Consider the following 26,413-nt stretch of genomic DNA (forward strand, 5'->3'; position numbering starts at 1 on the left):
ATCGATCCCCTTCGCGCTCCAGGTCGAGGGCTCAGGAACCGGGTACGGCGTCGCCGTAAAGCATGGAGGTCCAGGCCTTGGTGAGGGTGTCGACCAGAACCTCCTCGTTGTCGAACGGCGGGATTCCGGCGGCGGCGAGGTAGTAGAGCCGTTCGCCCAGCCATGTCAGCGATGCCGCGACCGCCCGCAGGTCCACGTCGCCGAGCCGTTCGCGGGCCTGCGGGTCGGCGGCGATGCGGGCCGCGGCGGCCTCGGTGAACAGGTCCATCTGGGCGAGCCACAGCGCTCGCAGGCCCTCGTCGGAACCCCAGCTTTCCACGATCGCCATGAGGACGCCCGCGTTGTCGCGCCACAGTCTGGCGCCGTCGCTCACGCCTGACCTGAGCGCGGCGACGGGGTCTCGCTCCTGGTCGATCCATGGTCGTGCGGCCTGCTGCCCGCGAGCGACAGCCTCCCGTACGAGCTCGCCGAGGACGGCCTGCTTGCTCGGGAAGTAGAAGTAGAAGCTCGCCCTGGAGACCTCCGCCGCCGTGAGGATATCGGCCACGCTCACGACGTCGAAGCGGTGTCGCTGGAGGAGGTCGCGGGTCGCGGTCAGGATCCGCTCGCGCAGGTCGGCGGAGGGGGGCGCCGTACCGGATCGGCGGGGAGAACGTGGGCGTGACATGCGGTCCATCCTATGCACATCCTGTACGGACACCATGTATGGACGCAGTGTTCATACATGCTGTATGGTCACGTCATGACACACATTGCGATCCACCTCGTTTGCACCGGCGCGGACGAGGCCGCCGCCTGGTACACCGAGGCGCTGGGCGCTCGGGAGACGAGCCGCCTCACCCTCCCTGACGGCACGACGCTGACCGTCGAACTCCGTCTCGGCGATACCACGCTGGCCGTGGCCGGGGAGATGCCCGCGCGGGGGATGCGCGCTCCGAGCGGCCTCGGGGCCACCTCCGCGGCCTTCCACGTCCAGGTTCCGGACGTCGACGCGGCGTGGGCTCGGGCGATGGCGGCGGGCGCGACGGTTTTCGAGCCGGTCCACGACGCCTTCTGGGGTGACCGCACCGGCCAGCTGCTGGACCCCTTCGGGCACCGGTGGGCGCTGAATCAGCACGTCCAGGACGTCCCTGCCGACGAGATCGCCCGCAGGGCGGCGGAACTGCTCAGTGGATCAGCACCGGCGTGAGGCGGACGGGCCGGCGCGTTGCGGCGCCGCTGCTCGGCGGGGCGCCCCGCCGCGTCGGGAAGGGAGACCGCCGGTTCCGGTCGGCTCCCCCACAGTCACCGCCCGAGGCACCAGAGCGGCACTCGCTTCCGCCGCTGGCCGCCCGCGCCACGGCCGACCTGCGGCTGAGCAGGCCCCGAGCGGGCGCGGCGACACCGCGCCCGCTCTTCGCGCCCACCGCGACCCGCCGACGCGGTCAGGTTCCGATGTCGCCCTGGGCCCCACGTACGTCCTGAGCAGGACGGCACGTCGGCGTGGCCTGCTCGGTGATGGTTCAGCCGACCACTGCTTGATGAACTGGGGCTGCGACCGCTTGCCGATGACCGCGGTGACGTAGATCGACACCGGCACCGTGACCAGCGCGATGAGCGGCACGTTGGCTGGCTGCCGCTGCTGTGCCGAGAGGTGGCTTGATCGCCGTCAGCGCGGGGGCATGGTCATCCATCGCGTGGCCGTCGTCCTTGGTCAACCTGCCCGTCCGCCCGCTCTGGGGGTCAGGGCCACTTGGTTTGGGCATCCCACTTCACGATCTTCTTGAGCTCAGCGACAGGCGGTAGTCCTTTGGCGCCTCTCAAGTCGGCCCTCTTCAAGTCGGCGCCTTTCAAGTAGGTGTCGGTCAGGTCAGCACCACGAAGATCGGCGTCTACTAGCGTGGCCTTCTCCAGGTTGGAGTTCCTCAGGTTGACGTTGTTCAGCGTGGCCGAGTTCAGATCGGTGAAGCCTATGTCGGAGTTACTCAGGTCAGCGCCCTGCAGGTCGGCAGAGAACAAGTCGACCTGCTGCAGGGCGACGCCGCTCACCTTTGCCCTGCTCTAGGCGATACTGAGGTTGACGCCGCTCAGACTTGCCTCGCGCAGGTCAGCGCCAACCAAGCTGGAGGTACTCAAGTCGGCATCGGACATTTCAGCTTCACGTAGGTCGACGCCGTTCAGGTTGGCACTACTCAAGTGAGCTTCACCACTTAGATTTACGCCGTTCAGGTTGGCACCTTCCAGATCAGCTCCGTTCAGGTAGGCGTCGGCCAGGTTGGCGTTGCTCATATTGACGCCACTCAGGTCAGCTGCTGGGAGTCGGACGTCTGGCCAGTGCACCGTCAGGGGCTTGGTCACCCCTCCGGATATCACTGGATTTCGTCGCAGGACGGTGAGCGCTGCCTGCACATCACTCGGAGCGCGTTCGAATACGTCCGGGTTCCCCTTGGGCACCCCATTGTCATGCTCAGGGACATAAGCCACGAGTACGTCGAGAACGGTGACGTGGTATTCGGGCGAGTCCTTGATCGCCTTCTCGAGAGCATATATGCCACCCAACCTGGCTTCGATCTTGTTGCTGCTGAGCTGCTCGACGGCTTTCACAAACCGCTCGTTGGCCTGCCCCAAGCGGCTGAGGTCCAGCTCGTCCTGGGCGATCCGCTGCGCTTTGCGCGACTCCTCAACCGAGGCGGCGGTCTGTGACAGCCCGAGTCCGGTGAAGACGAGACCGGCAACGACTCCAAGAGAGGTGATGATCTGGACAGCGGTGAGCACCGTCTGGTGCCGCTCCTGCCGAGCTGCCTGGTGAAGTTCGGCTCTGCGGTCAGCGGGAAGGGTTGCGAATTCCTCGGGAGTGAGTCCCCAGGAACTTGATCGGCGCGGGCGCCGTTTCGGTGGTGGTTCGGACTTTTGCGGAGCCCGCCGAGTCCGCTGGGCTAATGCTCTGGCGGTGCGGGCCGACGGGGCGGACTGTATCGCTCCCTGCAAGCTCCTCCGAGATCGCGCCATACCGGTATTTTGCGATCAAGCACGCTGCTCGGCCAAGTCTGAAGCTCGCTCCGACGGACTCGACGAGGAGCATGACCGAGCTGGATCATAGATCATCGGCCAGGAGACCCAGGGTTTCGGGCGTTTCCCAGGCCGTCAGCTGCCGATCGGGGTCGGTTTCCTCCTGAGAGCACTCGCTCCACATCAATACTGGCCGCGCACGATCACCGGCGATCGGCGAAAGATCCCTCATCGCCATCTGAGCACCGCCGCTGAGCTGGGCGGACTTAATCGCATGTACCTGGTTGCACGAGTCTTCCCGACACCCCTTCTTCCAGCTCTGCGATGCGGAGGAATCGGGCAGTGCCCTGGGTGGCGTCGACCCGGTCGAGTTCCCAGGCGATCCAGCGTGCACGTACCCCGCGCGCAGGGCCCTCGTGCGGAGCACTCTGTGGGGCTCGGGCCTGGCGGGCGGCGGCCGGGACCGGCCGGAGAGCCACACGCCCGGCTGTCGATCCGCCAAGCCCGCGCCCCGCGCGTCGGCGCGGGGCGCGGCTTGATCCTTCACAAGGACTATTCGGCAAACTGGTCGGGCCTATACGGTGCTCGATGGCGTGAGCTGTGATTGCCCCAGCCCCAGCGCCTCCGATCTCACGGGAGGCGTTCCGCTCTCATCAGCAGTTGTGCAGGCCGTCGAACTTGCCCGGCCACTTCCAGGACCAGTTGATGGTCTCGCCGGCCCCGTAGTACGTGCACTTGGGGTCCCTGCGGTGCGCCAGGATTACCTTGAACCAGTGAGCTTCGCCGCAGCCGTTGGTCACGCTGAGGTGGTCCGTGAAACCGCTGCTGCTCAAGTGCCAGTGAACGCACCCGGGAATGGGGCTGCGCGCTTGGGCGGTCGCCGCGGAGGCCGCTCCGCCGGTGGACAGGAGCAGCGAGGCGGCTCCTGCGGCGGCCGCGACGGAGGCTGCAATCTTCCTGCTGAATGCCATGGCTTCCTTCTTTCCGGTTCGCGATGGAACGGGTACACGAGGAAATGTCTCTTGGTGACGTGGGCTCGCCTGGGATTCGGCCAGGCACGGCCAGTTCACCTGGGCAGACGGGTGTCCAACAAGCGGCGCAACACAATTGGACGCAATTGACTGATCTCGTACGGCGGGCGTAGACGCTAGAGGTCCAGCCGACTGCCCCGCTCTCCAAAGTCCAGGAAGGTGATACGGCTACGCCAGGGCGGTGGTGGCGGGGCCGAGTGCGCGGGCTGGCCTCCTGCGCTGCGGTCGCTGTCAGCGGGGCGGGTGTTGGCTTGCGGTTCATGGAAGGGCCTCGCTCGTGGGTGGGGTCGGATGGACGCGGATGGAGGGCATGCCGAGATTCCCCCCTGCCCGTCGATCACTCGACCTCTTCGGCGGGCGGGCCCCATGACGAGGTCCTGCACCTCACAGCAGCACGACCATCGTCGCCGCAGCCGCCCCAGTGCCGGCGCACTGAGCAGGGAGGAAGACTGGCCCGGCGGAGCTGGTCTTCACCTGGCGCGTCCGGCCAGCCAGAAGAGCGCGAGGGCGGCCAGTTCGACTCCGGCCGCCACGGCCGGCAGCCAGCCGCTTCCATGCCTGACGAGCACGAGTCCGCCGACCGCGCTGCCGGCCGATACCCCGACGTAAACAGCGCTGCTGTTGAGTGCGAGCGCCTGTGGCCCGGCCGGGCCGGCCAGGGCAAGCAGGCGGGTTTGTGCGGGTGGCGGGATCCACCAGGACACGGCTGCCCAAACGAGCAGCAGTGGCAGCAGCAACGGCAACGGGACCGGCCGCAGGAACCAGCAGGCGCTGAAGGCGGCCATCGCCGCCGCGAACCCCATGACTCCGATGATCAGCGCTCGATCGGATCCCCATCGATCGGCGGCCCGCCCGCCGAACTGCCCGCCGGCGAACCCGGCGAGGCCGGCCAGCACGAACACCCACCCGAGCTCGGCGGGTCCGGCCCCGGCCAGGTCACGCAAGAACGGCGCGAGGTAGGTCAGCACCATCATGCTGCCCAGTACGATCGCCACGATCCCGAGCAGTCCCAGCAGCACCCGACGGCTGGCCAGCGGTGCCAGCCGGTCCCGGATGGGCATGGCGGGCACTGGGGGCATCTCGGGCAGTGTGCTCCTGATCGCCACCAGCGAGACCAGTCCCAGCGCCGCGCCGAGCCCGAACGTGGCCTGCCAGCCGGACACGCCGCCTATCCAGGTGCCGATGGGCACGCCGAGCGCGAGGGATCCGGTCAACCCGCCCATCACCAGCGCCAGGTAACGCCCTTGACGCCCTTCGGGCGCGAGGGTGGCCGCGATGGCGTACGTGGCGGGAACGACGGCCGCCGCTGCCACCGCGGCCAGCACCCGCAGTCCCATGAGCAACCCGTACGAGGTAGTGAACGCCCCCGCCCCGTTCGCCACCACGAACAGCGCCAGCGCCCCGGTGAGCAGCCCGCGCCGGGGCCAGGTGGCGGTCACCACGGAGGCGATGGGTGCCGCCAGCGCGAACGCGAGGGAGAAGACGGTGACGAGCTGCCCGCCTGCGGCCTCGCTGACGCCGAGGTCCGTCGAGATCGCGGGGAGCACCCCGGCGATCATGTAGTCGTCTGTGGCGAAGGTGAACGTGGTGAAGACCAGGGCGAGCAGCCACGTGGGCAGCCGGGCACGCTGCTGTGCGGCGACAGGCATGGGCATGGCTATCCCCTTAATTAAGGTAACGAGTGTTTCCCAATTAGGGTAACAGTCGTCACCTCAATGACGTCAAAGGGATTGCGATGACCAGGACCGCCGACCCACACCGCCGTGCGGAGCTACTCGACCAGATCGTCGACTACCTCGCCGGGCACGGCCTCTCGACGTTGTCGATGCGCCCGCTGGCCCAGCACCTGGGCAAATCCACGCGGGTGCTGACCCATCACTTCGCCGACAAGGAGGCTCTGCTCTCGGCCACCTTGGAACGCCTGGACGAGCGGCAACGGGCCTGGCTGCGCTCACTACCGGGCTGGTCAGGCTCCGACAGCGTGGGCACGATCATCCGGTGCACCTGGGACTGGCAAACGCAAGAGGAGAACCTGCCGGTAGCCCGGCTGATCCACGAGATCGAGGGCCTGTCGGCGGCCGGCAAGCTGGGTGGTCACGTGCCCCGACTGCTGGCGGACCGGTCGGAGTTTGTGGCGGGTCTCCTGCGTGAGCGTGGTGTCCCCGAAGCTGACGCGTCGCGCATCTCCACGCTGGCCAACTCGGCGTACACGGGGTTGCAGCTCGACTTCCTCATCAGCGGCGACCGTGAGCGCGTGGAGGCCGCTCTGGATCAGCTCTGCGCCCTGGTGGACAACTGGGTAGCTACCGCGTGAACCCAGCACGACCCGGCCGAGATCGCCCTGCGACGCTCAGCCGCTCTGGAAGATGGTCGGTTCTGCGAGGCTGGCAGGCCCGATGAGCCGATCTTCTTCGATCCGGAGTCCAGCGAGCCCCGCATGGCGACGGTGGAAACCTTCGAGCGTGAGAGCTCTCCTCGGCGGCCTGCTGCTCGGCGTCATCCCGGACTTGGTCCTGATCCCTATCCTGGCCGTCGTCTTGCTGATCTCAGCCGTCAAGATGGCCCGCCACAGCTGACTGCTGCGCACCTACTTGCCTTACGTGCCTTACACGCCTTCAAGCGGCTGACCAGCTAGTTCGCTTGGCAACCCCAGATAGCGATCGACGAACGACCTTGACCTGCGACGAGAATCGACCACCATCACGGCGCCGGGAAGAGCGCGCTGATGGCCTCACTCACCGCTGGCCGTAGATGGCCCGGTGGGGTGGGTCGGTGACGATCAGCAGGAACCGGTCAGCCAACTCGCCAGGTGGGTCGGCTGACACCCGTCACGTCAGGAGGGTGCGCCAGCGGTCGGCTGACTCCATGATGTCCAGGCTGACGCGTTCCAGGTACGCCGCTGTCTTGGCCAGCCGTTGCCCCACGGGGCTGTCGAGCCCGTACGTCTCGGCCACCGCCATCGTGGCCCGCGCCGTCTGGAGCGTCTGCCGCTCGCTGATCATGATCGCGTGGTACCAGGCGTCGTCGTCGATCACGTAGATGTTGCGACGCCGCTGCGGATCGCGCTCGCGACGGACGAATCCCTGCTGGACCAGGAAGTTCACGGCGACGGAGATGGAGGCGGGGCTGACCTTCAGCCTACGGGTCAGCTCGGCCGCGGTGCGCCGGCCGTCCTCGGACAGCGCCAGGTCGTGGTGCACGCGCGCGGCTGTCCTCGGCATCCCGGCTCTGACCGCCATCTCGATGATCTCCTGTTCCATCGCGGCGACCGGCGGTGTGGCCGCGTGTGGGGGTGCCGGTGTGCCGCGCCGGGCCCGCTGGATCGTCGCTTGGTGCGCCTGCTGGGGCCGGTATCCGGCGGGGCCGCCGTTGCGGGCGATCTCCCGGGTGATCGTCGAGGTCGGCCGGTCGAGCCGCCTGGCGATCTCGCGGTAGGAGAGCCCGTCGGCGAGTCCGGCCGCGATGCGCTGACGGTCCTGCTGGGTCAATCGTCCTCCTGGCATACCGTCAGTGTTGCCTTAGCCGCCACTCATTGCAACATGGTGTTGCTTTCGATCACAGCGCCATTGCACCAATTTACCGCTATTCACCTGGGTAAACGTTCATTTTGAGATTGACGTGAATCTGAATGCAACGTAGCTTTCGAGCTGCACAAGACACGTACTATCGCAATCGAGGAATGGCTATGGGTCAATCTCTCCATACCGTCAAGAGCAACAGGGCCTTCCGGCGCGCGGCGGTCACGGCGCTGGCGGCCGCGCTGCTGGCCGGATCGGCCACACCCGCAGTGGCCACAGCGGGTATAGCCGCCGCGGACAGCAGCGCGGCCGTGTCGAAGGCCGCCGCCGGGCAGGATCGCCCGGAGCTGCAAAAAGCCATCCAGACGTTCGTCGATGCCGGCTTCCTCGGGGTACAGGTGCGCGTGAACGATGAGCGGGGCGAGTGGGTCAGCAGCGCCGGGCAGCGCAAGCTGGGCGCGAGCGCGAAGCCGCCGACGAACGGGCACTTCTGGGTGGGCAGCGTCACCAAGACCTTCCACGCGACCGTGGTGCTGCAGCTGGTGGCCGAGGGCAAGATCGGGCTGGACGCCCCGGTGGCCGGCTACCTGCCCAAGCTCGGGCTGGACCGGCGGATCACGGTGCGGATGCTGCTGCAGCACACCAGCGGATTGTTCAACTACACCGGCGACCTCGACCCCGACGGGACATGGGTTCCGGGGCTCCCCGCGACGGGCAAGGAGTGGCTGGACAACCGGTTCCACTCGTACCGGCCGGAGGAGCTGGTGCGGTTCGCGCTGTCCAAGCCGGTGAAGTTCGCGCCGGGGAAGGACTGGAGCTACTCCAACACCAACTACACGCTGGCCAGGCTGCTGATCGAGAAGGTCACCGGCCGCTCGTTCGACGCGGAGCTGAAGCGGCGGATCCTGGGACCGCTCGGGCTGAGGGGCACCGTGGTGCCGGGCGACCGGACGCAGCTGCCCGGGCCGTACGCCCACGGCTACTTCCGCTACCAGGACGCCGGCCAGTGGAAGGTGGCCGACGTCTCCCGCCAGAACCCCTCCCTGCTGGCAGGCGCCGGTGACATGATCTCGACCACCAAGGATCTCCACACGTTCTTCTCCGCGCTGAACGGCGGCAAGCTCCTGCCGGCCAAGCTACTGACCGAGATGCGCAAGCCGCACCCGAAGAGCGACCCCCTCTACGGCCACTACGGCCTCGGGATGTTCGTGCAGGACCTGGGCCCGACCTGCGGCACCGTCCTCAACCACAACGGCAACCCGCCGGGGGGCTACGCAGCGCTGATGTACAGCACGCCCGACGGCAGCAAGACCCTGACCGCCTCGCTGACCGCCGGCGACGCCGCATTCGACCTCGCCAAGTATCCGAAGATGCTGGACGGGCTCGTCAAGGCGGCGTTCTGCGGCGGGCAGGCCGGGTCAGCTGACGAGGCCAAGTCGGGCTGAGTAGACGGGGCCGAGCACCTTGGGCCCGCACACCTTCAAGGCGGGACCCGTTGCGGTCGTGCATCAGGTAGAGCGCGAAGTAGGCCACGCCGAGCTCATTGAGCGCGGCGTGGCCGGTCCAAGAGGCGCGGACACCGAGCAGGCACAACCGGTCGGCAAACCCGTCAGAGACGAAGCCAGCCAAGGGGACAAGGCCGGCCAAGGGGATGCCTGCTCGCCTCGCCATGGTCTGCTTGGTCGTAGCCCAAGCGGCTGGCGTGCCGGCCGGACAACCCGAGCAGATCGAACGGATCACGGCGGGCTGTAAGCATCACGAAGGTCGCCGGCATCGACGAACTCGGCCCGCAGGCGGTGCGGCACGAGAACACCAGCCTGCTCACCCAGATGATCGCCGACCTCGAAACCCGGCTCGCCGAACCAGCGACAGGCACGCCCAACGACAAGCCACAACAGCCTTCCGTCGCAGCTAGTAGTAGATCGACTACAGTGCGTCCATCGTGGGCGGAGGGCGGCACCTGCCACCCCCGCACCCCAGAACTGATGAGGAACCCCGATCATGCGACGCACTCTGGCCGCACTGGCTACTTTCGCCACAGCCGCCGCCCTCACTGTCACCATTCCGGCCGGCCCCGCCTTCGCCATCAACGAAGTCGAATGCCGTGCCGGCGAGAACTTCCTGAAGATCTGGTCGCACCTCGATGGCCGCGACCGCGTTCGATGCTTCGCCAACCGCGGAAAAACCGACTTCGGCGGATGGTGGGTCGACCGGATCTCCACCGGCAATAACGACCTGATCTACTCCGACGCCAACGGCGACTCGGTGAAGATCGAGCGCTGGCACGACATCAGCTTCCCGAACCGCCCTCCGAAGGTCGACGCCATCGAGATCCTGTGACGCGTTGACATCCGGCTGCGCCGGAATCGCCGGGCCGTCACTCACGCCCCGCAGGCATGACGGCCCGGGGAGTTGGTGCCATGCTCGTTTAGGCCGTGGAGCGCGATCCTTACAGCCAGGCCAACTTTGACTAACCCCAGCACCCCCCTGACCGCCGCTGCCGGGGTCTTTGCTTGTTGGCCACCAGGCAAGATCAACAGAACCATGCCGAACCTACTTGCCTGGCGTGCCTGACTGACTCTTAAGCACGGCCTGATCAGGGAATTCCGCCCGGCCCGTCGGGAACCGGCCGTTCAGCGCGTAGAACCGCAGATGCCGAGCTTCGTCGCGCCCCGCCGGCCCGATAGCTGATCCAGCTCGTCCCCGACCAGCGTCCAGTTCCCAACGAGCTCGTTCTCGTCCAGCACACACGCCACGCGGCATCCGGCTCTCTCGCGAAGCGGTCAGCCAGGCCGCCGCATACCTCACGAATCCGGATCAATACTGGCCACACACGATCGCCGACGTCGGACAATCCGAGAAAGATCCCTTAACGGTCCGTCAGCGGTGTCGCTGACCTGGGTGAACTCAATCGCGTGTACCTGGCTGCACGACTCTTACCGACACCCCGCCTTCACCGGAACAGTTCGCGGAACACCTATACGAACACCCCGACCTGGGGTCCATCCGGCCCGGGTGGTGTTCCGTTGAGGGATCCCCAAACGGAACACCAGAGTGATCACGGTCGCGGCTGGTTCCGCTGGTTTCCTCCGAAGGCCCGATGGTCGCCGGGCGGGGGTGCGGGGTGCTCCTCGGACGCTCCTTAGAGGACGGTTATGATGCCGGCCAGGATGAGGTCGATGCCGACCAGGAACTGCGTGCGGTCGTCGTGCTCGGGCAGTTGTGTCGCCACCTGGCGCATGATCGGGTACTTGTCGGGGTCGAGTTGCGCCCACCGTGCGGCGATGTCTTCGAGTACGGCCGACCGGTCGTGCGGGTGGAGGCGGGCGCGAGCGGCGTTCTGTCCGGCGACGCCGAGGATGTAGTTCCCGAGCGCGGATCCGCAGTCGAACTGTGCTCGCTGGGGGACACCAAGCGCCTGGAGGTGCCTGCCGAGGCTTTCGGCGATCTGCAGGAACGCGGGCTGCCACGGCTCGCGCGAGAGCTGGGAGCCCGCCCAGGGGTGGGAGTCGGTCGCGTCGAACACTGCGAGGGCGGTGGCCCGGATCGCCTCCCGCGGGTCGGCGACGCTGACCACGTCGGTCATGGCACTGGCGATGACGTCGTCGGTGGCCGCCGCGAGCAGTTCGTTCATGTTGGCGACGTGATGATAGATCGCCCCGGTCCCTGTCGCCAGGCGGGCCGTGAGCGCGCGGATGGTCAGGGCGCTCTCACCGCCGGCGTCGAGGATCTCGATGGCCGCCTCGACGATCCGCTCCCTCGACAGCGCGTCCGCGCGCCGTTCCCCTCGTTTCGTCCTGGTCGCCATGAGCTCCATCATGCCACCGTTTGGAGCACTGCTCCAAACTGGATATATTGGAGCAGTGCTCCAACCGAGTTTGAGAGGAACATGATGACGACACCAGTCACGATCATCGGTGCGGGCCTTGGTGGCCTCACCCTCGCCCGCGTTCTGCATGTCAACGGCATCCCCGCGACGGTCTATGAGGCCGATTCCTCTGCGGAGGGCCGCACGCAGGGCGGCCAGCTCGACATCCACGACTACAACGGGCAGCTCGCGCTCGAGGCGGCCGGCCTGATGGAGGAGTTCCACGCGATCATCCATGAGGGCGGCGCGGCTTCACGCGTGCTCGACTCCCGCGGAACGGTGCTGGCCGAAATGCCCGACGACGGCACGCACGGGCGTCCGGAGGTGCTCCGCGGCGACCTGCGCCGGATTCTGCTCGACTCCTTGCCTGCCGAGACTATCCAGTGGGGACGCAAGGCCACCGGTGCCCGGTCCCTGGGCGACGGCCTGCATGAGGTGGCCTTCGCCGAGGGACCGGCGGTGACCACCGGCCTCCTGGTCGGCGCCGACGGCGCCTGGTCGAGGATCAGGCCGCTGCTGTCCGACGCCCAGCCTCGCTACACCGGCACCTCCTCCATCGAGACCTTCCTGCACGACGCCGACGAGCGGCACCCCGCGGCGGCCAAGGCGGTCGGCGGCGGCGCGATGTACGCCCTGTCTCCCGGAAAGGGGATCATCGCGCACCGCGAGGCGGGCAACATCCTGCACACGTACTTCGAGCTGCACTGCCCTGAAGAGTGGGTGGCCGGCATCGACTTCACCGACGCCGCCGCCGCGACCGCCCAGGTCGCGGCCGAGCTCCAGGGATGGGCGCCGGAGCTCACCGCTCTGATCACCGACAGCGACACCGCACCGGTCCCGCGCCCGATCTACACCCTCCCCGACGGGCACCGATGGGACCGCACCCCCGGCGTGACACTCCTCGGCGACGCCGCACACCTGATGCCGCCGTCCGGCGAGGGCGCGAACCTGGCGATGCTCGACGGCGCCGAACTCGCCAAGGCGATCGCCGCCAACCCCGGCGACATCGAAGCGGCACTCACCACCTACGAACAGGGTCTCTTCCCGCGCAGCGACGCCGCATACGCCGATGCGAACGAGACCGTCGACCTCTTCCTCGGCGACCAGACACCGTTCCAACTCGCCAACCTCTTCACCGCCGCCCTCAACGCGCCACACGAGGAACCCGCGCAATCCTGATACGCATCGCCGACGACCCCGTGCGATCGCGGCCGGGGAACGCGACCCACTGCAGCCTTCCTTCCTACACGGCGGTCCCGAGATCGAGGCGGCTGTCCATGTCGAGGCGGAACCGGCCGTAAGGGTTGACGTGTGCCCAGAACAGCGGCGTCAGGGCGCGCCGGTCTTCGCCGGTGAGCTTGGCCGCCCACGTGGGGTCTCGCAGGACGGCTTGCAGGAGTCGGGTGTTGATGAACACCAGCGAGGACTGCAGGAGGTGGAGGGCGAGCATGGAGACTTCGGCGTGTTCACGGTCGGCTCCGGTGATGGCTCCTTCTCGCCCGTAGAAGATCTTGTCGTTGGCACCGTTCTGAGGTCCCAGTCGATGGGGCGCTTCTTCAGCGCCTTCTCCAGGCGGGGCCAGGGCGCCTGGTTGGCGACGGGCGCGTACAGCTGGATCGCGCCGATGTTCTTCAACCAGGGTAGAAGCTTGAAGCCCAGGAGCTCGGTGAAGGCGAACCCGACCAGGGACGCGCCGTGGGTGTCGGTGTAGTTGGCCTCGATGTCGGCGTCGGTGCCGTGCCGCGGCAGTCCTTCGATCATCGCCGCGACCTCGGCGGAGGAACAGGACTTGAGCTGGGAGTAGATACACAGCCGGCCCTTGTCGACATGCCAGTAGATCATCACGCCGTAACCGCCGTAGCGGGCGTGGAACTCGGTCATCAGATTGGAGTCCCAGGAGGCGAACCGCTTGGAGTCCGGGAGAGGCTGCTTGCGGCCCGTCCAGCACTTCCGCGTCCTTGCTGTCAGGCCTGCAGGAACGGCGCCAGTTTCTCCTCGCACGGCGCGTGGCCGATCGCCCGGCACAGCCGCAGGGCCTGCGTGGCCATGCGCGCCGCCGCCTCGTGCTCACCTCGTCGCCGTTCCAGAACGGCCAACTCGGTGAGCGCCGCCAGTTCCGGCAGCCGGTACGAAGCCTCGATCGTCACGTCACGGCCCTTCAGCGCGTGGCGGACGGCGCCCTCGTGATCGCCCAGGGCGGAGCGCAGCCGGGCACGGGCGATCAGGGAGTACGCCAAGTGCCAGCACAGGCCGCCCGCGGTGATGAGCTCGTTGGCCAGGTTCAGGCTGTCCCCGGCCTCGGCGGTCAGGCCGAGGTGGAGCCCGGCGTCGGCCAGTGCCACCAGTGCCGCCGCCTCCACCAGCCGGTCCCCGTGGCTGCGGGCCTGGTCGACCGCCAGCAGCGCCGCCTCTCGCGACTCCTTCCACCGGCCGCGCTCCCAGTGCAGCCGGCTGATCCAGGTGTGGGTCGTGGCGATGCCATGGCCGCCGAGTGAGGTGAGCAGGTCGGCCGACTCCCGCAGGCAGGTCTCTGCCTCGTCGTATCGTCCCTGGTCGAGCAGCACCGCCCCGAGATTCCGTAGATCGGCCCCCTCGGCGTAGGCGAGCCCGTGCCGCCGGCTCAGTGCGAGAGCCTGCCTGCCGCACTGCTCGGCGAGGCTGAGCCGGCCCAGGTGATGGAACTGGCTGACGAGGGCGTTGAGTGTATGGTTCTGCCCGGAAATGGAGCCGAGCTCGTGAAAGAGCCGTGCGGCCCGAGTCGTGTCGGCCATGGCCTCGGAGAGGCGTCCCGTCCACGTATGCGCGAAGCTCAGCCCGACCCGAGCCGCCGCCTCGCCCTCCCGGCCGTCGGCATCGCGGGAGATGCGGGCGGCCTGCTCCAGGTGCTCGACGGCCTGCTCTCGGCGGCCGATGCGGAAGAGCCCCTCCCCCATGCTGATGTGCAGCATGGCGTGGACGGCCGGCACATCCTGGGTGGCGGCCGCCTCCAGCAGGGACGGCGCGATGTCCAGCCACTCGCTCAGCCGGCCGGTGCGGGTGCAGATGACGCGGACCATGCCGGCCAGGCGCCACACCTCGGGGCCGGGGTCGCTCTCGATCGCCCGCATCAGCGCGGCCATCAGATTGACCACGTCGGCGGCCGCGTAGGACAGTTCCGCACGAACCTCCGCGAGCGGCTTCGAGCCGGAGAGCCGGAACTCGTCGAGCCCGCCCCAGGCGGCGATGGTGCCGCCAACATCCAGGTAATGGCCGAGCAGGCGATGCCACGCCGCCTCACGTTCGGGGTCGCGCCCAGCCTGCGCCGTGGCGTAGAGGCGGACCAGGTCGTGGAAGCGGTACCGGCCGGTGGCGTGGTGTTCGACGAGGTGCGCGGCGGCCAGCGCGCCAAGCGAGGTGCGCGCCACGTCCTGGGAAAGACCGCAGGCCGCCGCCGCGGCCGCCACAGTGAGATCAGGGCCGGGTACAAGCCCGAGGAGGCGGAAGACCCGTTGCTCGGCGGGGGCGAGCGCGCGGTAGGAGACGGAGAAGGCGAAGGTGACGGCGTTGTGCCCGGCGCCGTCCTCGGGCCTGGCGGCGGCGTTCGCCGCGGCGATGCGCAGCGCGAGCGGCAACCCGCCGCACAGCCGCACCATCTCGTCCCGCCAGGCCGACTCGGCCGGGCTGCCGGCTGACCCGAGCACCCTGTCCACCAGCGCCCGGCCGTTCTCGCCGGAGAGCGGACCGAGGGAGCGCTGCCTGGCCCCCGCGTATACGACCAGCTCACCCAGCCGGTGCCTGCTGGTCACGAGCACCGCACCGGCCGGGGGCAGGAGCGGCTCGACCTGGGCCGCGGAGCGCGCGTTGTCCAGGAACAGCAGGAACGAGCGCCTCGCCAGCAGGGAGCGGTAGAGAGCGAGCCGGGCCTCGAAACCGCCCGGCGCCTGGTCGGGATCGACACCGAGCGAGATCAGCAGCCGGGTCAGCGCGACGGCCGTGGTCAGCGGCTCGTTGTCTGACTCGTAGCCGCGAAGATCGATGTAGAGCTGGCCGTGGGGGAAACGGTCCGCAGCCTGGTGCGCCCAGTGCAGCGCGAGAGCCGTCTTGCCCATGCCGGCCGTGCCGCTGAGCACGCACACGCCGTCGCCGCCGCCCAGGCCCTCCTCCAGCCACGCCAGCTCGGCTTCGCGGGCGATGAACCCGCGCACGTTCCTGGGCAACTCCGCCGGCCGCACCGCCAGGGGCGCCACTGGCTCGCGCGGCGAAGGGGACGGCCGCGCGGGAGGAGAATCCGGCCCTACGCTCTGCACCGGGCTGTCCGCTTCGTCGGCCAGAAGCTGCTGGTGCAGCCGGCGCAGTGCCTGGCCCGGCTCGATTCCCAGCTCATCCACCAGCCGCTGCCGCGCATCGCGGTAGACGGCCAGCGCGTCGGCACGGCGCTCGCACCGGTGCAAGGCCAGCATGAGTTGTCCCAGTAACCGTTCGTGCAGTGGGTACTCGATCACCGCCGTGTGCAGTTCGCCGACGACCTCAGCGTGCCGTTCCAACGCCAGCTCCGATTCGTAGAGCTCCTCCAGAGCGCACACTCGCCGATCCTCAAGGCCCGGGCGTTCCTGCTCGATCAGTGTGGCGCTGGTCCCGGCCAGCGCGGGCCCGCGCCACAGCGCTGCTGCCGCGCGCAACCGCAGCACCGCGTCGGCGTGGCGGCCCGCCTCGGCGTGGGCACGGGCGGCGGTTCTGTGCCGCTCGAACAGCTCCAGGTCGAGCTCGCCCTCCCCCACGCGAATGCGGTAGCCCGCGCCCAGGCGGCGGATGCGGTCCTTCCCCAGCAGGGCCCGCAGCTCGTGGACGTACACCTGTAGACGCGTGATCGCGGTGCGCGGCGGCTGCTCGCCCCAGATCAGGGCGAGGAGCCGGTCGTCCGACACCGTGCTGCCGACGTTGAGCAGCAGCGCGGCAAGAACGGTCCGCTGCTTCGGCGAGCCCAGCACGATCGGCCCGTCAAACCCGTCGGCCGACACCGGCCCGAGAAGCGCAAACCGTGCTTCAGCCCCCGTGTGCCCCTCCATGTCCCCCGTTCCCACCGTGATGGTACCGACGAAGATCGCGGCGCTGCGAGGGCGGTGGGAAGCCGAAAGGCAGCCGAGCGGAATGAACACGCCGACGATCGGCCGGTGCTGTCCGATGGAGGCGGGCACATGACGAGCCGGCAGGTTGTCCGGTGGTACTTCCGAAAGGCCCACGAGCCCGGCGGATGGGTCAAGAGCTGGGCGACAACGACAACGGGGCCGGGCTTCCGAGTGCTGCGGTGTGTGCGGTGGGCAGTTCCCGGCATATCCAGGTCCGCGAAACCGCCGAGCGCGATTGGGCGGCATGAGTGTGGGTGGCCTCGCGCGGTGATGAGCGTGCGAGAATGCGGCCGGAAGTGACGGAGAAGAGTTACGGAAGCCTTGGCTGCGACGCTTTTCGCGTAATCGAGCGAAGGCAGGTTCTCCATGCTGAACAAGATCATGAGCGTGGTGGTCCCGGCGACCGTCCTGGCGATGGCTGCGACACTCGGCACCAGCGCGTCCGCGAACGCGGATGTGGTGAAGCCCATGGCCGCCCACATCAAGAGCGTCCACAGGACCCTCGCGCAGTGCGAGGCAGCGGGGCGCAGGTACTCCGGAGACCACGAATACTGGGACTGCGAATGGGACAGCCCGTTCTGGGCGCTCTGGGTCCTGAAGTAACCCACCAGCCGCACTCACCTGTGGGTGGTCACGTCGTCCACGCCTGCCGTGGACGATCGCGGCGCAGCCATTGATCAGGCTGGACAGGTCCCGTCGCAGGATCTGGAGCCGACCGCTTCCAAGCTCGGGCCGGCGGTGGTGCCGACGTGGCGGTAGTCGCTGATCATGCAAGATCGTTGAGGTCGGTCAGGGCTGCGATCCGGTGCCAGCACGTCGGCGGATGGTGCGCGGCCTGCTCGGCTGATGGTTCAGCCGACCAGGTTGCACACCGTGCGGCGGGAGGTGTGCCACCTGGTCGGACGGCCCAGCGACAACGGCCGGCCGGCGATGTTCGAGCTCTAGTCCACCTCCGCGACGGCCTGGGCGAACTGGGCCGAGTACAGCCGGGCGTAGGCGCCGCCCACGGCCAGCAGCGACTCGTGCGTGCCCTGCTCGACGATCCGCCCGTTCTCCATGACCAGGATCAGGCTGGCGTCGCGGATCGTGGACAGCCGGTGAGCGATCACGAAGCTGGTGCGCCCCTCGCGTAGCGAGCTCATCGCCCGCTGGATGAGCACCTCGGTCCGGGTGTCGACCGAGCTGGTGGCCTCATCCAGGATCAGGATCGCCGGCTCGGACAGGAACGCCCGGGCGATCGTGATCAGCTGCGTCTCGCCCGCGCTGACCGTCGCGCCCTCATCGTCGATCACCGTGTCGTAGCCGTCAGGCAACGTGTGCGCGATGCGGTCCACGTGGGCGGCCTCCGCGGCGGCCTCGATCCGTTCACGCGTGGCGCCTTCCGCCCCGTAGCCGATGTTCTCCGCGATCGTGCCGCTGAACAGCCAGGTGTCCTGCAGCACCATGCCGATGTTGGCGCGCAGCTCCTCCCTGGACATCTCGGCGATGTCGACGCCGTCGAGCGTGATACGGCCGCCGGTCACCTCATAGAAGCGCATGACGAGGTTGACCAGCGTCGTCTTGCCCGCTCCCGTGGGGCCGACGATGGCCACGGTCTGGCCGGGCTCCACGGTCAGCGACAGGTTCTCGATCAGCGGCCTGTCCGGCGCGTAGCGGAAGGACACGTTCTCGAACGCCACGCGGCCCCTGATCTGTGCGGGCCGCGCGGGCTCGTCGGGCTCCTGGGACTGCTCGGGAGCCTCCAGCAACTCGAAGACCCGCTCGGCCGAGGCGACGCCCGACTGCACCAGGTTCGCCATGCCGGCCACCTGGGTCAGCGGCTGGCTGAACTGCCGCGAGTACTGGATGAAGGCCTGCACGTCGCCCAGCGAGATCGAGCCCGAGGCCACCTTGAACCCGCCCACCACGGCGACCAGCACGTAGTTGAGGTTGCCGATGAACATCATCGCCGGCTGGATCATCCCGGAGATGAACTGGGCGCGGAAGCTGGAGGTGAACAGCGCATGGTTGTGCTCGGCGAAGGTCTCGGTGGCCTCCTTCTGCCCGCCGAACACCTTGACCAGCGTGTGGCCGCCGTACATCTCCTCGATGTGGCCGTTCAGCTTGCCGGTCGACGACCACTGCTTGATGAACTGGGGCTGCGACCGCTTGCCGATGACCGCGGTGACGTAGATCGACACCGGCACCGTGACCAGCGCGATGAGCGCCAGGACCGGCGAGATCCAGAACATCATCACCAGCACCGCCACGACCGTCAGCACCGACGTGATGAGCTGGCTCATCGTCTGCTGCAGCGTCTGCGCGATGTTGTCGGTGTCGTTGGTGGCGCGGCTGAGGATCTCTCCGCGCGGCTGACCGTCGAAGTAGCTCAGCGGCAGCCGCGCCAGCTTGGCCTCGATCCGCTCGCGCAGCCGGAACGCCGCCCGTTGCACGACGATCGTGGTCAGCCGGAACTGCACGATCCCGAGCAGCGCCGCCAGCACGTAGAGCGCCAGCACCCAGCCCAGCACCTGCGCCAGCGCGATGAAGTCGATGCCGTGACCGGGCACCACGCTCATCGACGACACCATGTCGGCGAACGTGCCCTGGCCTCTGGCGCGCAGCCCCGCCACGGCCTGCTCCTTGGTGATCCCGGCGGGCAGCCGGGCCCCGATGATGCCGGAGAAGATCAGGTCCGTGGCGTGGCCGAGGATCTTGGGACCCGTCACGGTCAGCGCGACGCTGGCCGTACCGAGGGCCAGGACGACGGCGAGCAGCGCGCGCTCCGGGCGCAACAGCCGCAGCAGGCGGCGGAGCGAGCCGCCGAAGTCGAGGGCCTTCTCGGCGGGCCCGGACATCATCCTGCCCGGGCCGAAAGCGGGCTGGGGGCGGCGTGGGGACGTCTGGGTGGTCATGAACCCTCCTCGGACGGTCTCATGACCAAGGTGCTGTGCCTATGGATGACCTCGACAGGCTCGGTCATGAGCCCTCCTTCGTCGGTCTCATGACCAAGGTGCTGTGTCTATTGATGACCTCGACAAGCTCGGTCATGCCGCGGCCTCCTGTTCGGTGAGCTGGGACAGCACGATCTCCCGATACGTCGGGCAGGTGGTCATGAGCTCGGCGTGGGTGCCGCTGCCGACCACGCGTCCGTCGTCGAGGACGAGGATGCGGTCGGCGTCGCGGATGGTGTTCACACGCTGGGCCACGATGACGATCGTGGCGTCGGTGATCTCCTCGGCCAACGCCGCGCGCAGCCTGGCGTCGGTGGCGTAGTCGAGGGCGGAGAAGGAGTCGTCGAACAGGTAGACCTCGGGCCGGTGCACCAGGGTCCTGGCGATGGCCAGGCGCTGGCGCTGCCCGCCAGAGACGTTCGTGCCGCCCTGGGAGATCGGCTCGTCCAGGCCGCCGTCCATCGCCTCGACGAACTCGCGCGCCTGGGCCACCTCCAGGGCCTGCCACAACTCCTCGTCGGTCGCGTCCGGCCTGCCGTACCTCAGGTTGGAGGCGATGGTGCCGGAGAAGAGGTAGGGCGACTGCGGGACCAGGCCGACCGCCTGTGAGAGCAGGGCCGGGTCGAGGTCGCGCACGTTGACCCCGTCGACCAGCACCTCGCCGGCGGTCGTGTCGAACAGGCGGGGGATCAGGTTGAGCAGCGTCGTCTTGCCGCTGCCCGTGCTGCCGATGATCGCGGTGGTTCGGCCCGGCCGCGCCGTGAAGCTGACGTCGCACAGCACCGGCTCCTCGGCGCCCGGGTAGCGGAAGTCCACGGACCGCAACTCCAGCTCGCCGAGGCGTCTTTCCGGGGTGACGGGGCTTGCCGACGGGTGGACGGTCGGCTCGGTGTCGAGCACCTCCTCGATGCGCTCGGCGCAGACCTCGGCCCGCGGGATCATCATGAACATGAACATCGCCATCATCACCGACATGAGGATCTGCATCAGATAGGAGATGACCGCGGTCAGCGCGCCCACCTGCATGGTCCCGTCGGCGATGCGGTGGCCGCCGAACCACACCACGGCGACGCTGGACACGTTCACCACCAGCATGACCGAGGGGAACATCAGCGCCATCAGCCGCCCGACCCGCAGCGACACGTCGGTCAGCTGGTCGTTGGCCACGCCGAAGCGCTCGCGCTCGTGCCTGTCGCGGACGAAGGCCCTGATGACCCGGATACCGGTGATCTGCTCGCGCAGCACCTGGTTGATCCGGTCGATGCGCTCCTGCATCGTGCGGAAGAGCGGGCGCATCCGCATCACGATCAGGCCCACGATGACGATCATCACGGGCAGCACGACGAGCAGCAGCGACGAGAGCGCCGCGTCCTGACGCAGCGCCAGAACGATGCCGCCGACGCACATGATCGGCGCGGCCACCACCATCGTGAACGTCATCAGCACGAGCAACTGGATCTGCTGCACGTCGTTGGTGGTCCGGGTGATCAGGGACGCCGGGCCGAACCTGTTGACCTCCTGGACGGAGAAGTCCTGCACCCGATGGAAGATCGCGGCCCGCAGGTCCCTGCCCAGGGCCATCGAGGTCCGGGCGCCGTAGTACACGGCCACGATCGAGCAGGTGATCTGCATGAGCGTCACACCGAGCATCACCAGCCCGATGCGCGCGATGTAACCGGTGTCGCCCTTGACGACGCCGTCGTCGATGATGTCGGCGTTGAGTGTGGGGAGATAGAGCGTGGCCAGTGTCTGCACGAACTGGAAGAGGACGACGAGCGTGATCTCTTTCCCGTACGGCCTGAGCTGGACCCGCAGGAGACGGAGCAGCATCAAGAGGCGCTTTCTGTCGAAGGGGTGGGGGAAGGCCGCACGAGCAGCCCGTCGAGCAGAACGGAGACGATCTCCTCGTCGTCCATGTCTCCGAAGTCGCCGCCCTCGCCGAAGCCGCGGTGCACGGTCACCGCGATCAGCATGAGCAGCAGCTGTGCCGCGGCCTCGGGTGAGCGGCGCAGCCGGTCACGGTCGGGCTCGACCAGCGCGGCGAGCCCGGCCAGTATCCGACGCCGGCCGTCCATCATCTGCTCGCGGAACTCGGCGTCGTCGGCCATGAGCTCCCTGGGCGCGGCGACGAGGTTGGCGTTGGCGCTCATCCCTGCCCGCAGCCTCGTGACGGCCTCGCGCAGCCGCGCGCGCAGCTCGATCTGGGTGCCGATGGCCGCCAGCGCGTCCACCGCCGGCTGCGGGTCGAACGCGCTCATCAGCGCCGCCCGCAGCAGTGACGCCTTGTCGGGGAAGACGCCGAAGATCGTGCCCTCGGCCACGCCTGCGGCCTCGGCGATCTGGCGGGTGCTCACCGCGGTGCCGTACTCGCGGACCAAGGGGAGGGTGGCGGCGATGAGTGCGGCACGGCGGTCTTCCGGCGCCATAGCCGGCACCCTTCGCCTTTTGCTCATGTGGACGAGCATAATGAGCGAGTACTCACTCGTTCAAATGCTTTTGTGTCCTTACCGCCCGCTACGCTCCACCCAAGCCCCATGACTGCGCACAAGACAGCCGACCGGCCACCTGCACTACCTTCGCTTACAGCATGTCCGCGCCCGAGATCCGCCGCCTCATGGAGGAGATCATGAAGTCTGCGTCCACCAGCTGGCCGGTCTACAGCCCCTTCGCCCGCGAGCACTTCGGCCGTGGCAGGGCCGAAGGCAAAGTCGAGGGTAGAGCAGAGGGCAAAGTCGAAGGCAAAGTGGAGGGCAGAGCGGAAGAGGCTGCGAGATCGGTGCTGCTCGTGTTGGCCGCCCGCGGCTTCGACGTCCCCGACGATGCTCGCGCCCGGATCACTACCTGCACAGACGTTGCCCAACTCGAAACCTGGCTCACCCGCGCGGCCACCGCTCAGACCCCCCAAGATCTGTTCAACGAACCGGGCTGACAGCGCCCGCTGCGGCCTGAGGAGGAAGTCGCACAGCGCAGGGTACTCCGCGCCCCACCGCGCGGACCCGTGGGTTTCCGAGTCGACGGGGCGCGTCCGGCGGGCTCATCGCGACCAGGCTTCTCGAGAGCGTGCCGGCCCCCTTCCTCCGATGAGCAGCACTGAGACGGCCGGCCGCGTCAACCGCCGAGCAGGCAATCGGTCACCCGGTCAAGGGCGTCCGCGAGCACGCTGGGCACAGTCGCGAAGTTGAGCCGGACGAAGCCGTTCCCGGACGTTCCGTGATCGGCGCCCGAGGTGGTGGCGACGCCGGTCCGCCGTAGCAGGTGGGCTGCCGGGTCGGCGAGCCCGAACCGGCGCAGGTCGAGCCAGGCGAGGTAACCCGCCTCCGGTTCGGTGTAACCGATGTCCAGCCCGGCGAGCGCGTCGGTGACGAGTTTCCGGTTGTCGGCAAGGAATCGGACGGCCTCCCGCAGCCACGGCCTCCCGTCGCGGAATGCGGCGACTGTGGCCGCCATGCCGAGCGGGCTCATGCCGCCGACCGCCGCCCTCGGCAAGGTTGCCCAGAGCCGCGCGTCGTCCGGATTGCTGAAGACGATCAGCCCGCAGCGCAGACCGGGGAAGTTCCACGCCTTGGTCGCGCTGACCAGGGTGATCGCGTTGTCGTCGATCGAGGCGTACGGCACGAAATCGGGCTGATAACGCAGCGGCGCGTGGATCTCGTCGCTGATCACCCGCGCGCCGTGCCGGGCCGCGAGCTCGGCCAGCGTTTCCAGTTGACCGCGATCGGTGACGCAGCCGGTCGGGTTGTTGGGATGGCAGAGGAGCACGCTGCCCGCGCCTGCGCGCAGCGCCCGGTCGATGCCGTCGAGGTCGAGCTCATACCCTCGGTCCCCGGCGCGCATCGGCACCTCGACGGCCTCCCGGCCGGCGACCTGGACGGCGTCGAAGAACCGGCCGTAGACCGGGGTCGGCACCACCACTGGCGAACCCGCCCTGGTCAGATGCCTGAGCGACATGGTCACGCCGCGCATCAGTTCCGGCAGCAGCCGCACCCGGTCCGGGCCGACCGTGAGGCCGTGCTCTTCGGTGAGCCATTCGCTTGCCGCCTGGGGAACGTCGCTGCGCTCGTCGGCGACCGGGTAGCCGAACGCCTGCCGTCGCACGGCGTCCTCAACGGCGGCGAGGACGGGCTCGGCGACCGGCAGGTCCATCTCCGCGACGGTGAGATCGATGATGTCCCGGTCGTACTGGGACCAGCGCTTGGTCCGCCGGGCGCGGGATCGCTCGAGGTCCCAGTCGAGGTCGATTGCCTTCTCGGTCAAGCCGTGCTCCTTGCGGTCTCGGGGTTGTCTTCGGGGGTCTCGGCCTGTTCCAGTGATCGCTGGTGGCGCAGGCCGGATCGGTGCGCCAGCCACCAGGTTCCCGCGCTGAGCAAACCGACGAGCGCCGAGTCGTACGGCGCGGCGATGACTCCAGCGCCGCCGAACGTGCCGAGCACGGACAGCACGCCGAGCATGAGCAGGAATCCGACCAGCCAGCCGCCGACCGCCTGCTGCCGGAACGCGCCGCCCTGGCGGGACTTGGCGCGGGCGAGGTAGATCAGGAAACCGACCAGCAGCAGCGGAACCGCGATCCGGATCTTCTCCCAGGTGGACCAGTAAAGAATCAGCCCGGAGAGAACGAAGGAACCGAAGCCGACCGGAATCGTCCACTTCCGTAGCCAGCCCTTCTCCGGCGGCGTCGACGCGCCGAGCACGGTGACCGCGACCGAGACCGCCGCGTAGCTGAGCCCGTAGTAGAAGCTCAGCGAGCTGGCAATGGTCTTCCAGTTCCCGAACGCGAGCACGATGACCGAGCCGAGGCCGACGTTGAGCAGCAGCGCGCGCCGGGGAATGCCGAACCGCCTGTCCACTTTGGTCAGTGCGGCGGGCAGCAGCCCGTTCTGCGCGGCGCCGTAGGTGTAGCGGCCCTTGACCCCGATGCCGATCAGCAGGCTGCCGGAGGGGGAGAAGACCGCGTCGGCGAGTAGCACGGTGGCGAACCAGGAGAGGCCGAGCAGGGTGGCGAGCGCGGCGAGCGGCGACTGGAGGTTGATCCCGTGCCAGCCGCTGCCGAGCAGCTCGCCGGGCAGCGAGAAGATCATCACCGCCTGCAGGCCCATGTACAGCACGATCGTCCCGGCCAGCACGATCAGCGTGGCTCTCGGCACGGTGCGGCGCGGATTCTTCGCCTCGCCGGACATCACCGCGGCGGCGTTGATTCCGGTGAACGAGTACACCAGCCCGCCGCCGACCACTGCGGTGAGCGCCGCCGAGATGCCGTACGGCGCGACACCGCCGCCGGTTTCCACATTGGACGTGTCGAAACCACTGGCCAGGAGCAGAATCACCGTCATCACCGGGATCACCACCTTGATGGTGGCGACCACGTTGTTCACCTTGGCGAGCAGCTTGATCCCGAAAAGGTTGAGCGTGCAGAAGAACGCGAGCAGCGCGACGGCGAGCAGCCGGCCTGGCCAGCTCAGCGATTCGCCGGATGTCACCCACGGCAGCCACTTGCTCGCGTACTGCACGACCGCTGTCGACTCGCTCGGCCCGGCGCTGGCCGCTTGCAGGAACACCGCCCAGCCGACCACGGTGCCGACCAGCGGGCCGGAGGCCAGTTGCGGCCACCGGACGTTGCCGCCGGACATCGGATGCCGGAAGGCGAGGTCGATGAAGGCGAACGAGATCAGCGCGGTGGCGATCGAGGCGATGGTCCAGGACAGAAAGGCCGCGGGCCCGGCCGCCTTGGCCGCGGTATACGGGGCGAGCAGCCAGCCGGAGCCGATCACACTGGAAAAGGTGATCAGGGCAAGGGAAGTGGTGCCGAGTCCGCGCCGCAGGCGGAGATCCTCACCTGGCGAAACGGCGGACAGCGGTCCGGCCTTGTTCGGCATCTCAGTCATGCCCTGAAATATGACGATAACGCCACAGCTTAGGTAGACCAGAAATCACTAGGTCGAGGGTTAGGCTGTGCCTATGTCTGTCCCCGGCGTCGACGGCACCGGCCACAAGATCGAGACAATGGATCTGGTCGTGTTCACCACGGTGGCCCGTACCGGAAGTCTCGGCGCCGCGGCGACCGAACTCCGGCTGTCGACGCCCTCGGTCAGCGTCCGGATCGGTGCCCTGGAGCGCAAACTCGGCACCACGCTGTTCGTGCGCGGCGCGCGGGGCAGCACGACGACCCCGGCGGGCGAGCGGTTGCTCGACTACGCGCAGCGGTGTCTCGATCTTCTCGACGAGGCGGCCATCGGGGTGGCGACGCACGAGACCCAACGACTCGTGCTGGCCGCGCCCGCGAGCCTCGGCGACGTCGTGTTCCCTACCGCGCTGCAGGCGGTCGCGGGCCATGCGGTCACCGTGCACTGCCGGGTCGCGCACAGCGGCGAGGTGGTCGCCCGCATCGTCGACGGCAGCGTGCACGCCGGATTCGTGGTGCCGAAGGTGCCGTTGCGCGGGTTACGGTCCGAGTCGATCGGCCGGTCCGCGCTGGTGGCGGTGTGCCGTCCGGACCATCCGCTTGCCGATCGCAGGCTGCTGCGGATCGAGGACCTCTGCGACACCGCCGTCATCGTCTACCGGTGGGGCCGCGACGCCCAGGAACTCGCCGCGTCCCTCACACATCCGGACCGGGGGGTGGACGCCCCGATCCACACGACCGGGCTACCGGCGACCGCCATCCGGCTCGCGGCCGACGCGGGATACGTCGCCGTGGTCCCCCGGTTCGCCGCGGTGCGCTCGGTGCGGGACGGCGACACCGTGCTGCTGCCGCTGCGGTTCGGCGACTGGCGGGTCGACGTGCAGTTCGTCTACGCGTCAGCCACCGCCGACCGGCTCGGCGTACGGACCCTGCTGGACAACCTGCCCGCCATCCGCGCCGCCTTCGACGAGGATTAGGCGCGCAGGCGGCGGCGGGCTGCCATCCAGGCCGTCAACCTGGATGGCAGCGGATCAACCAGCCCTCCGACCGCAAGGAGCACGGGACGGGCGACGC

General features: G+C 68.5%; 23 protein-coding genes and 1 pseudogene. 8 read left to right on the forward strand and 16 right to left on the reverse strand.

Features of this window, described 5'->3' with window-relative positions:
* Nucleotides 1–31 precede the first annotated feature (31 nt).
* Complete coding sequence (locus tag ABT294_RS29750) at nt 32–667, reverse strand: TetR/AcrR family transcriptional regulator (protein ID WP_350809588.1); 636 nt, start codon at nt 665–667, stop codon at nt 32–34.
* Nucleotides 668–742: 75 nt separating this feature from the next.
* Between ABT294_RS29750 and ABT294_RS29755 the strand changes: the two genes are divergently transcribed.
* On the forward strand, nt 743–1,189 hold the full coding sequence (locus ABT294_RS29755) for a VOC family protein (RefSeq protein ID WP_350809589.1): 447 nt from the start codon (nt 743–745) through the stop codon (nt 1,187–1,189).
* Between the two features lie 533 nt (nt 1,190–1,722).
* Here the strand turns inward: ABT294_RS29755 and ABT294_RS29760 are convergent.
* The 4 genes from ABT294_RS29760 to ABT294_RS29775 form a co-directional block, all read right to left on the reverse strand.
* The gene (locus ABT294_RS29760; RefSeq protein WP_350809590.1) at nt 1,723–2,028 is read right to left on the reverse strand and encodes a pentapeptide repeat-containing protein; all 306 of its coding nucleotides are present in this window, start codon (nt 2,026–2,028) and stop codon (nt 1,723–1,725) included.
* A 12-nt stretch (nt 2,029–2,040) separates the two neighbouring features.
* Complete coding sequence (locus ABT294_RS29765) at nt 2,041–2,754, reverse strand: pentapeptide repeat-containing protein (protein WP_350809591.1); 714 nt, start codon at nt 2,752–2,754, stop codon at nt 2,041–2,043.
* 887 nt (nt 2,755–3,641) lie between these two features.
* Entirely contained in the window at nt 3,642–3,959 is a 318-nt protein-coding gene (locus ABT294_RS29770) for an alpha-amylase inhibitor (protein WP_350809592.1), read from the reverse strand.
* Nucleotides 3,960–4,489: 530 nt separating this feature from the next.
* Nucleotides 4,490–5,674, reverse strand: coding sequence for an MFS transporter (locus ABT294_RS29775; RefSeq protein WP_350809593.1), 1,185 nt, complete (start codon nt 5,672–5,674; stop codon nt 4,490–4,492).
* Nucleotides 5,675–5,754: 80 nt separating this feature from the next.
* Between ABT294_RS29775 and ABT294_RS29780 the strand changes: the two genes are divergently transcribed.
* Nucleotides 5,755–6,333: a TetR/AcrR family transcriptional regulator gene (locus tag ABT294_RS29780; RefSeq protein ID WP_350809594.1), complete on the forward strand. Its 579-nt coding sequence runs from the start codon at nt 5,755–5,757 to the stop codon at nt 6,331–6,333.
* A 514-nt stretch (nt 6,334–6,847) separates the two neighbouring features.
* On the opposite strand, the gene ABT294_RS29785 is transcribed toward ABT294_RS29780, so the two are convergent.
* Nucleotides 6,848–7,522, reverse strand: coding sequence for a GbsR/MarR family transcriptional regulator (locus ABT294_RS29785; protein ID WP_502912158.1), 675 nt, complete (start codon nt 7,520–7,522; stop codon nt 6,848–6,850).
* Nucleotides 7,523–7,704: 182 nt separating this feature from the next.
* Here ABT294_RS29785 and ABT294_RS29790 point away from each other — a divergent pair, with 182 nt between their 5' ends.
* Nucleotides 7,705–8,982 (forward strand): serine hydrolase domain-containing protein, encoded by a 1,278-nt coding sequence (locus ABT294_RS29790; protein WP_350809596.1) that lies wholly within the window; start codon nt 7,705–7,707, stop codon nt 8,980–8,982.
* A gap of 291 nt (nt 8,983–9,273) precedes the next feature.
* On the opposite strand, the gene ABT294_RS29795 is transcribed toward ABT294_RS29790, so the two are convergent.
* Nucleotides 9,274–9,432 (reverse strand): hypothetical protein, encoded by a 159-nt coding sequence (locus ABT294_RS29795; protein ID WP_350809597.1) that lies wholly within the window; start codon nt 9,430–9,432, stop codon nt 9,274–9,276.
* Between the two features lie 106 nt (nt 9,433–9,538).
* On the opposite strand from ABT294_RS29795, the gene ABT294_RS29800 reads away from it, so the two are divergent.
* On the forward strand, nt 9,539–9,877 hold the full coding sequence (locus ABT294_RS29800) for a beta/gamma crystallin domain-containing protein (protein WP_350809598.1): 339 nt from the start codon (nt 9,539–9,541) through the stop codon (nt 9,875–9,877).
* Between the two features lie 802 nt (nt 9,878–10,679).
* Here the strand turns inward: ABT294_RS29800 and ABT294_RS29805 are convergent.
* Nucleotides 10,680–11,345, reverse strand: a complete 666-nt coding sequence (locus ABT294_RS29805; RefSeq protein WP_350809599.1) for a TetR/AcrR family transcriptional regulator — start codon at nt 11,343–11,345, stop codon at nt 10,680–10,682.
* A gap of 81 nt (nt 11,346–11,426) precedes the next feature.
* Here ABT294_RS29805 and ABT294_RS29810 point away from each other — a divergent pair, with 81 nt between their 5' ends.
* On the forward strand, nt 11,427–12,584 hold the full coding sequence (locus ABT294_RS29810; protein ID WP_350809600.1) for an FAD-dependent oxidoreductase: 1,158 nt from the start codon (nt 11,427–11,429) through the stop codon (nt 12,582–12,584).
* Nucleotides 12,585–12,648: 64 nt separating this feature from the next.
* Here ABT294_RS29810 and ABT294_RS29815 read toward each other — a convergent pair whose 3' ends face one another.
* The 3 genes and pseudogenes from ABT294_RS29815 to ABT294_RS29825 all read right to left on the reverse strand — a co-directional run bounded on the left by ABT294_RS29815 (nt 12,649) and on the right by ABT294_RS29825 (nt 16,402).
* A complete protein-coding gene (locus ABT294_RS29815) occupies nt 12,649–13,044 on the reverse strand; it encodes a Tn3 family transposase (RefSeq protein ID WP_350809664.1) in 396 nt (131 codons plus the stop codon).
* Nucleotides 12,942–13,430, reverse strand: a pseudogene (locus ABT294_RS29820) (Tn3 family transposase); the annotation flags it as partial. The pseudogene ABT294_RS29820 and the gene ABT294_RS29815, both read right to left, overlap by 103 nt.
* On the reverse strand, nt 13,370–16,402 hold the full coding sequence (locus tag ABT294_RS29825) for an AfsR/SARP family transcriptional regulator (RefSeq protein ID WP_350809601.1): 3,033 nt from the start codon (nt 16,400–16,402) through the stop codon (nt 13,370–13,372). The gene ABT294_RS29825 and the pseudogene ABT294_RS29820, both read right to left, overlap by 61 nt.
* A 474-nt stretch (nt 16,403–16,876) precedes the next feature.
* On the opposite strand from ABT294_RS29825, the gene ABT294_RS29830 reads away from it, so the two are divergent.
* Complete coding sequence (locus ABT294_RS29830) at nt 16,877–17,113, forward strand: hypothetical protein (RefSeq protein ID WP_350809602.1); 237 nt, start codon at nt 16,877–16,879, stop codon at nt 17,111–17,113.
* A 338-nt stretch (nt 17,114–17,451) separates the two neighbouring features.
* Here the strand turns inward: ABT294_RS29830 and ABT294_RS29835 are convergent, their stop codons facing one another.
* The 3 genes from ABT294_RS29835 to ABT294_RS29845 all read right to left on the reverse strand — a co-directional run bounded on the left by ABT294_RS29835 (nt 17,452) and on the right by ABT294_RS29845 (nt 21,896).
* Complete coding sequence (locus ABT294_RS29835; protein WP_350809603.1) at nt 17,452–19,404, reverse strand: ABC transporter ATP-binding protein; 1,953 nt, start codon at nt 19,402–19,404, stop codon at nt 17,452–17,454.
* A gap of 132 nt (nt 19,405–19,536) precedes the next feature.
* On the reverse strand, nt 19,537–21,273 hold the full coding sequence (locus tag ABT294_RS29840; RefSeq protein ID WP_350809604.1) for an ABC transporter ATP-binding protein: 1,737 nt from the start codon (nt 21,271–21,273) through the stop codon (nt 19,537–19,539).
* Entirely contained in the window at nt 21,273–21,896 is a 624-nt protein-coding gene (locus tag ABT294_RS29845) for a TetR/AcrR family transcriptional regulator (RefSeq protein WP_350809605.1), read from the reverse strand. Before ABT294_RS29845 ends, ABT294_RS29840 begins: the two co-directional genes overlap by 1 nt.
* 134 nt (nt 21,897–22,030) lie before the next feature.
* Between ABT294_RS29845 and ABT294_RS29850 the strand changes: the two genes are divergently transcribed.
* Nucleotides 22,031–22,372 carry an RpnC/YadD family protein gene (locus tag ABT294_RS29850; RefSeq protein ID WP_350809606.1) on the forward strand — a complete coding sequence of 114 codons (342 nt, stop codon included), beginning with the start codon at nt 22,031–22,033 and terminating at the stop codon, nt 22,370–22,372.
* Nucleotides 22,373–22,551: 179 nt separating this feature from the next.
* On the opposite strand, the gene ABT294_RS29855 is transcribed toward ABT294_RS29850, so the two are convergent.
* Together ABT294_RS29855 and ABT294_RS29860 are read right to left on the reverse strand one after the other, a co-directional pair.
* Nucleotides 22,552–23,697 (reverse strand): MalY/PatB family protein, encoded by a 1,146-nt coding sequence (locus tag ABT294_RS29855; RefSeq protein ID WP_350809607.1) that lies wholly within the window; start codon nt 23,695–23,697, stop codon nt 22,552–22,554.
* Nucleotides 23,694–25,322, reverse strand: coding sequence for an APC family permease (locus tag ABT294_RS29860; RefSeq protein ID WP_350809608.1), 1,629 nt, complete (start codon nt 25,320–25,322; stop codon nt 23,694–23,696). Before ABT294_RS29860 ends, ABT294_RS29855 begins: the two co-directional genes overlap by 4 nt.
* A 73-nt stretch (nt 25,323–25,395) precedes the next feature.
* On the opposite strand from ABT294_RS29860, the gene ABT294_RS29865 reads away from it, so the two are divergent.
* Nucleotides 25,396–26,316, forward strand: a complete 921-nt coding sequence (locus ABT294_RS29865; protein WP_350809609.1) for a LysR family transcriptional regulator — start codon at nt 25,396–25,398, stop codon at nt 26,314–26,316.
* Nucleotides 26,317–26,413: the final 97 nt, after the last annotated feature.

Source organism: Nonomuraea sp. NPDC000554, from assembly GCF_040300065.1.
In the GTDB taxonomy this organism is placed as follows: domain Bacteria; phylum Actinomycetota; class Actinomycetes; order Streptosporangiales; family Streptosporangiaceae; genus Nonomuraea.

Coding starts and splice junctions, on each gene's coding strand:
- ABT294_RS29780 (WP_350809594.1), top strand. CDS start 5,755: ATGACCAGGACCGCCGACCCACACCGCCGTGCGGAGCTACTCGACCAG.
- ABT294_RS29860 (WP_350809608.1), bottom strand. CDS start 25,322: ATGACTGAGATGCCGAACAAGGCCGGACCGCTGTCCGCCGTTTCGCCA.
- ABT294_RS29840 (WP_350809604.1), bottom strand. CDS start 21,273: ATGCTGCTCCGTCTCCTGCGGGTCCAGCTCAGGCCGTACGGGAAAGAG.
- ABT294_RS29865 (WP_350809609.1), top strand. CDS start 25,396: ATGTCTGTCCCCGGCGTCGACGGCACCGGCCACAAGATCGAGACAATG.
- ABT294_RS29790 (WP_350809596.1), top strand. CDS start 7,705: ATGGGTCAATCTCTCCATACCGTCAAGAGCAACAGGGCCTTCCGGCGC.
- ABT294_RS29750 (WP_350809588.1), bottom strand. CDS start 667: ATGTCACGCCCACGTTCTCCCCGCCGATCCGGTACGGCGCCCCCCTCC.
- ABT294_RS29830 (WP_350809602.1), top strand. CDS start 16,877: ATGCTGAACAAGATCATGAGCGTGGTGGTCCCGGCGACCGTCCTGGCG.
- ABT294_RS29755 (WP_350809589.1), top strand. CDS start 743: ATGACACACATTGCGATCCACCTCGTTTGCACCGGCGCGGACGAGGCC.
- ABT294_RS29835 (WP_350809603.1), bottom strand. CDS start 19,404: ATGACCACCCAGACGTCCCCACGCCGCCCCCAGCCCGCTTTCGGCCCG.
- ABT294_RS29770 (WP_350809592.1), bottom strand. CDS start 3,959: ATGGCATTCAGCAGGAAGATTGCAGCCTCCGTCGCGGCCGCCGCAGGA.
- ABT294_RS29810 (WP_350809600.1), top strand. CDS start 11,427: ATGATGACGACACCAGTCACGATCATCGGTGCGGGCCTTGGTGGCCTC.
- ABT294_RS29775 (WP_350809593.1), bottom strand. CDS start 5,674: ATGCCCATGCCTGTCGCCGCACAGCAGCGTGCCCGGCTGCCCACGTGG.
- ABT294_RS29785 (WP_502912158.1), bottom strand. CDS start 7,522: ATGCCAGGAGGACGATTGACCCAGCAGGACCGTCAGCGCATCGCGGCC.
- ABT294_RS29845 (WP_350809605.1), bottom strand. CDS start 21,896: ATGAGCAAAAGGCGAAGGGTGCCGGCTATGGCGCCGGAAGACCGCCGT.
- ABT294_RS29800 (WP_350809598.1), top strand. CDS start 9,539: ATGCGACGCACTCTGGCCGCACTGGCTACTTTCGCCACAGCCGCCGCC.
- ABT294_RS29805 (WP_350809599.1), bottom strand. CDS start 11,345: ATGGCGACCAGGACGAAACGAGGGGAACGGCGCGCGGACGCGCTGTCG.
- ABT294_RS29850 (WP_350809606.1), top strand. CDS start 22,031: ATGTCCGCGCCCGAGATCCGCCGCCTCATGGAGGAGATCATGAAGTCT.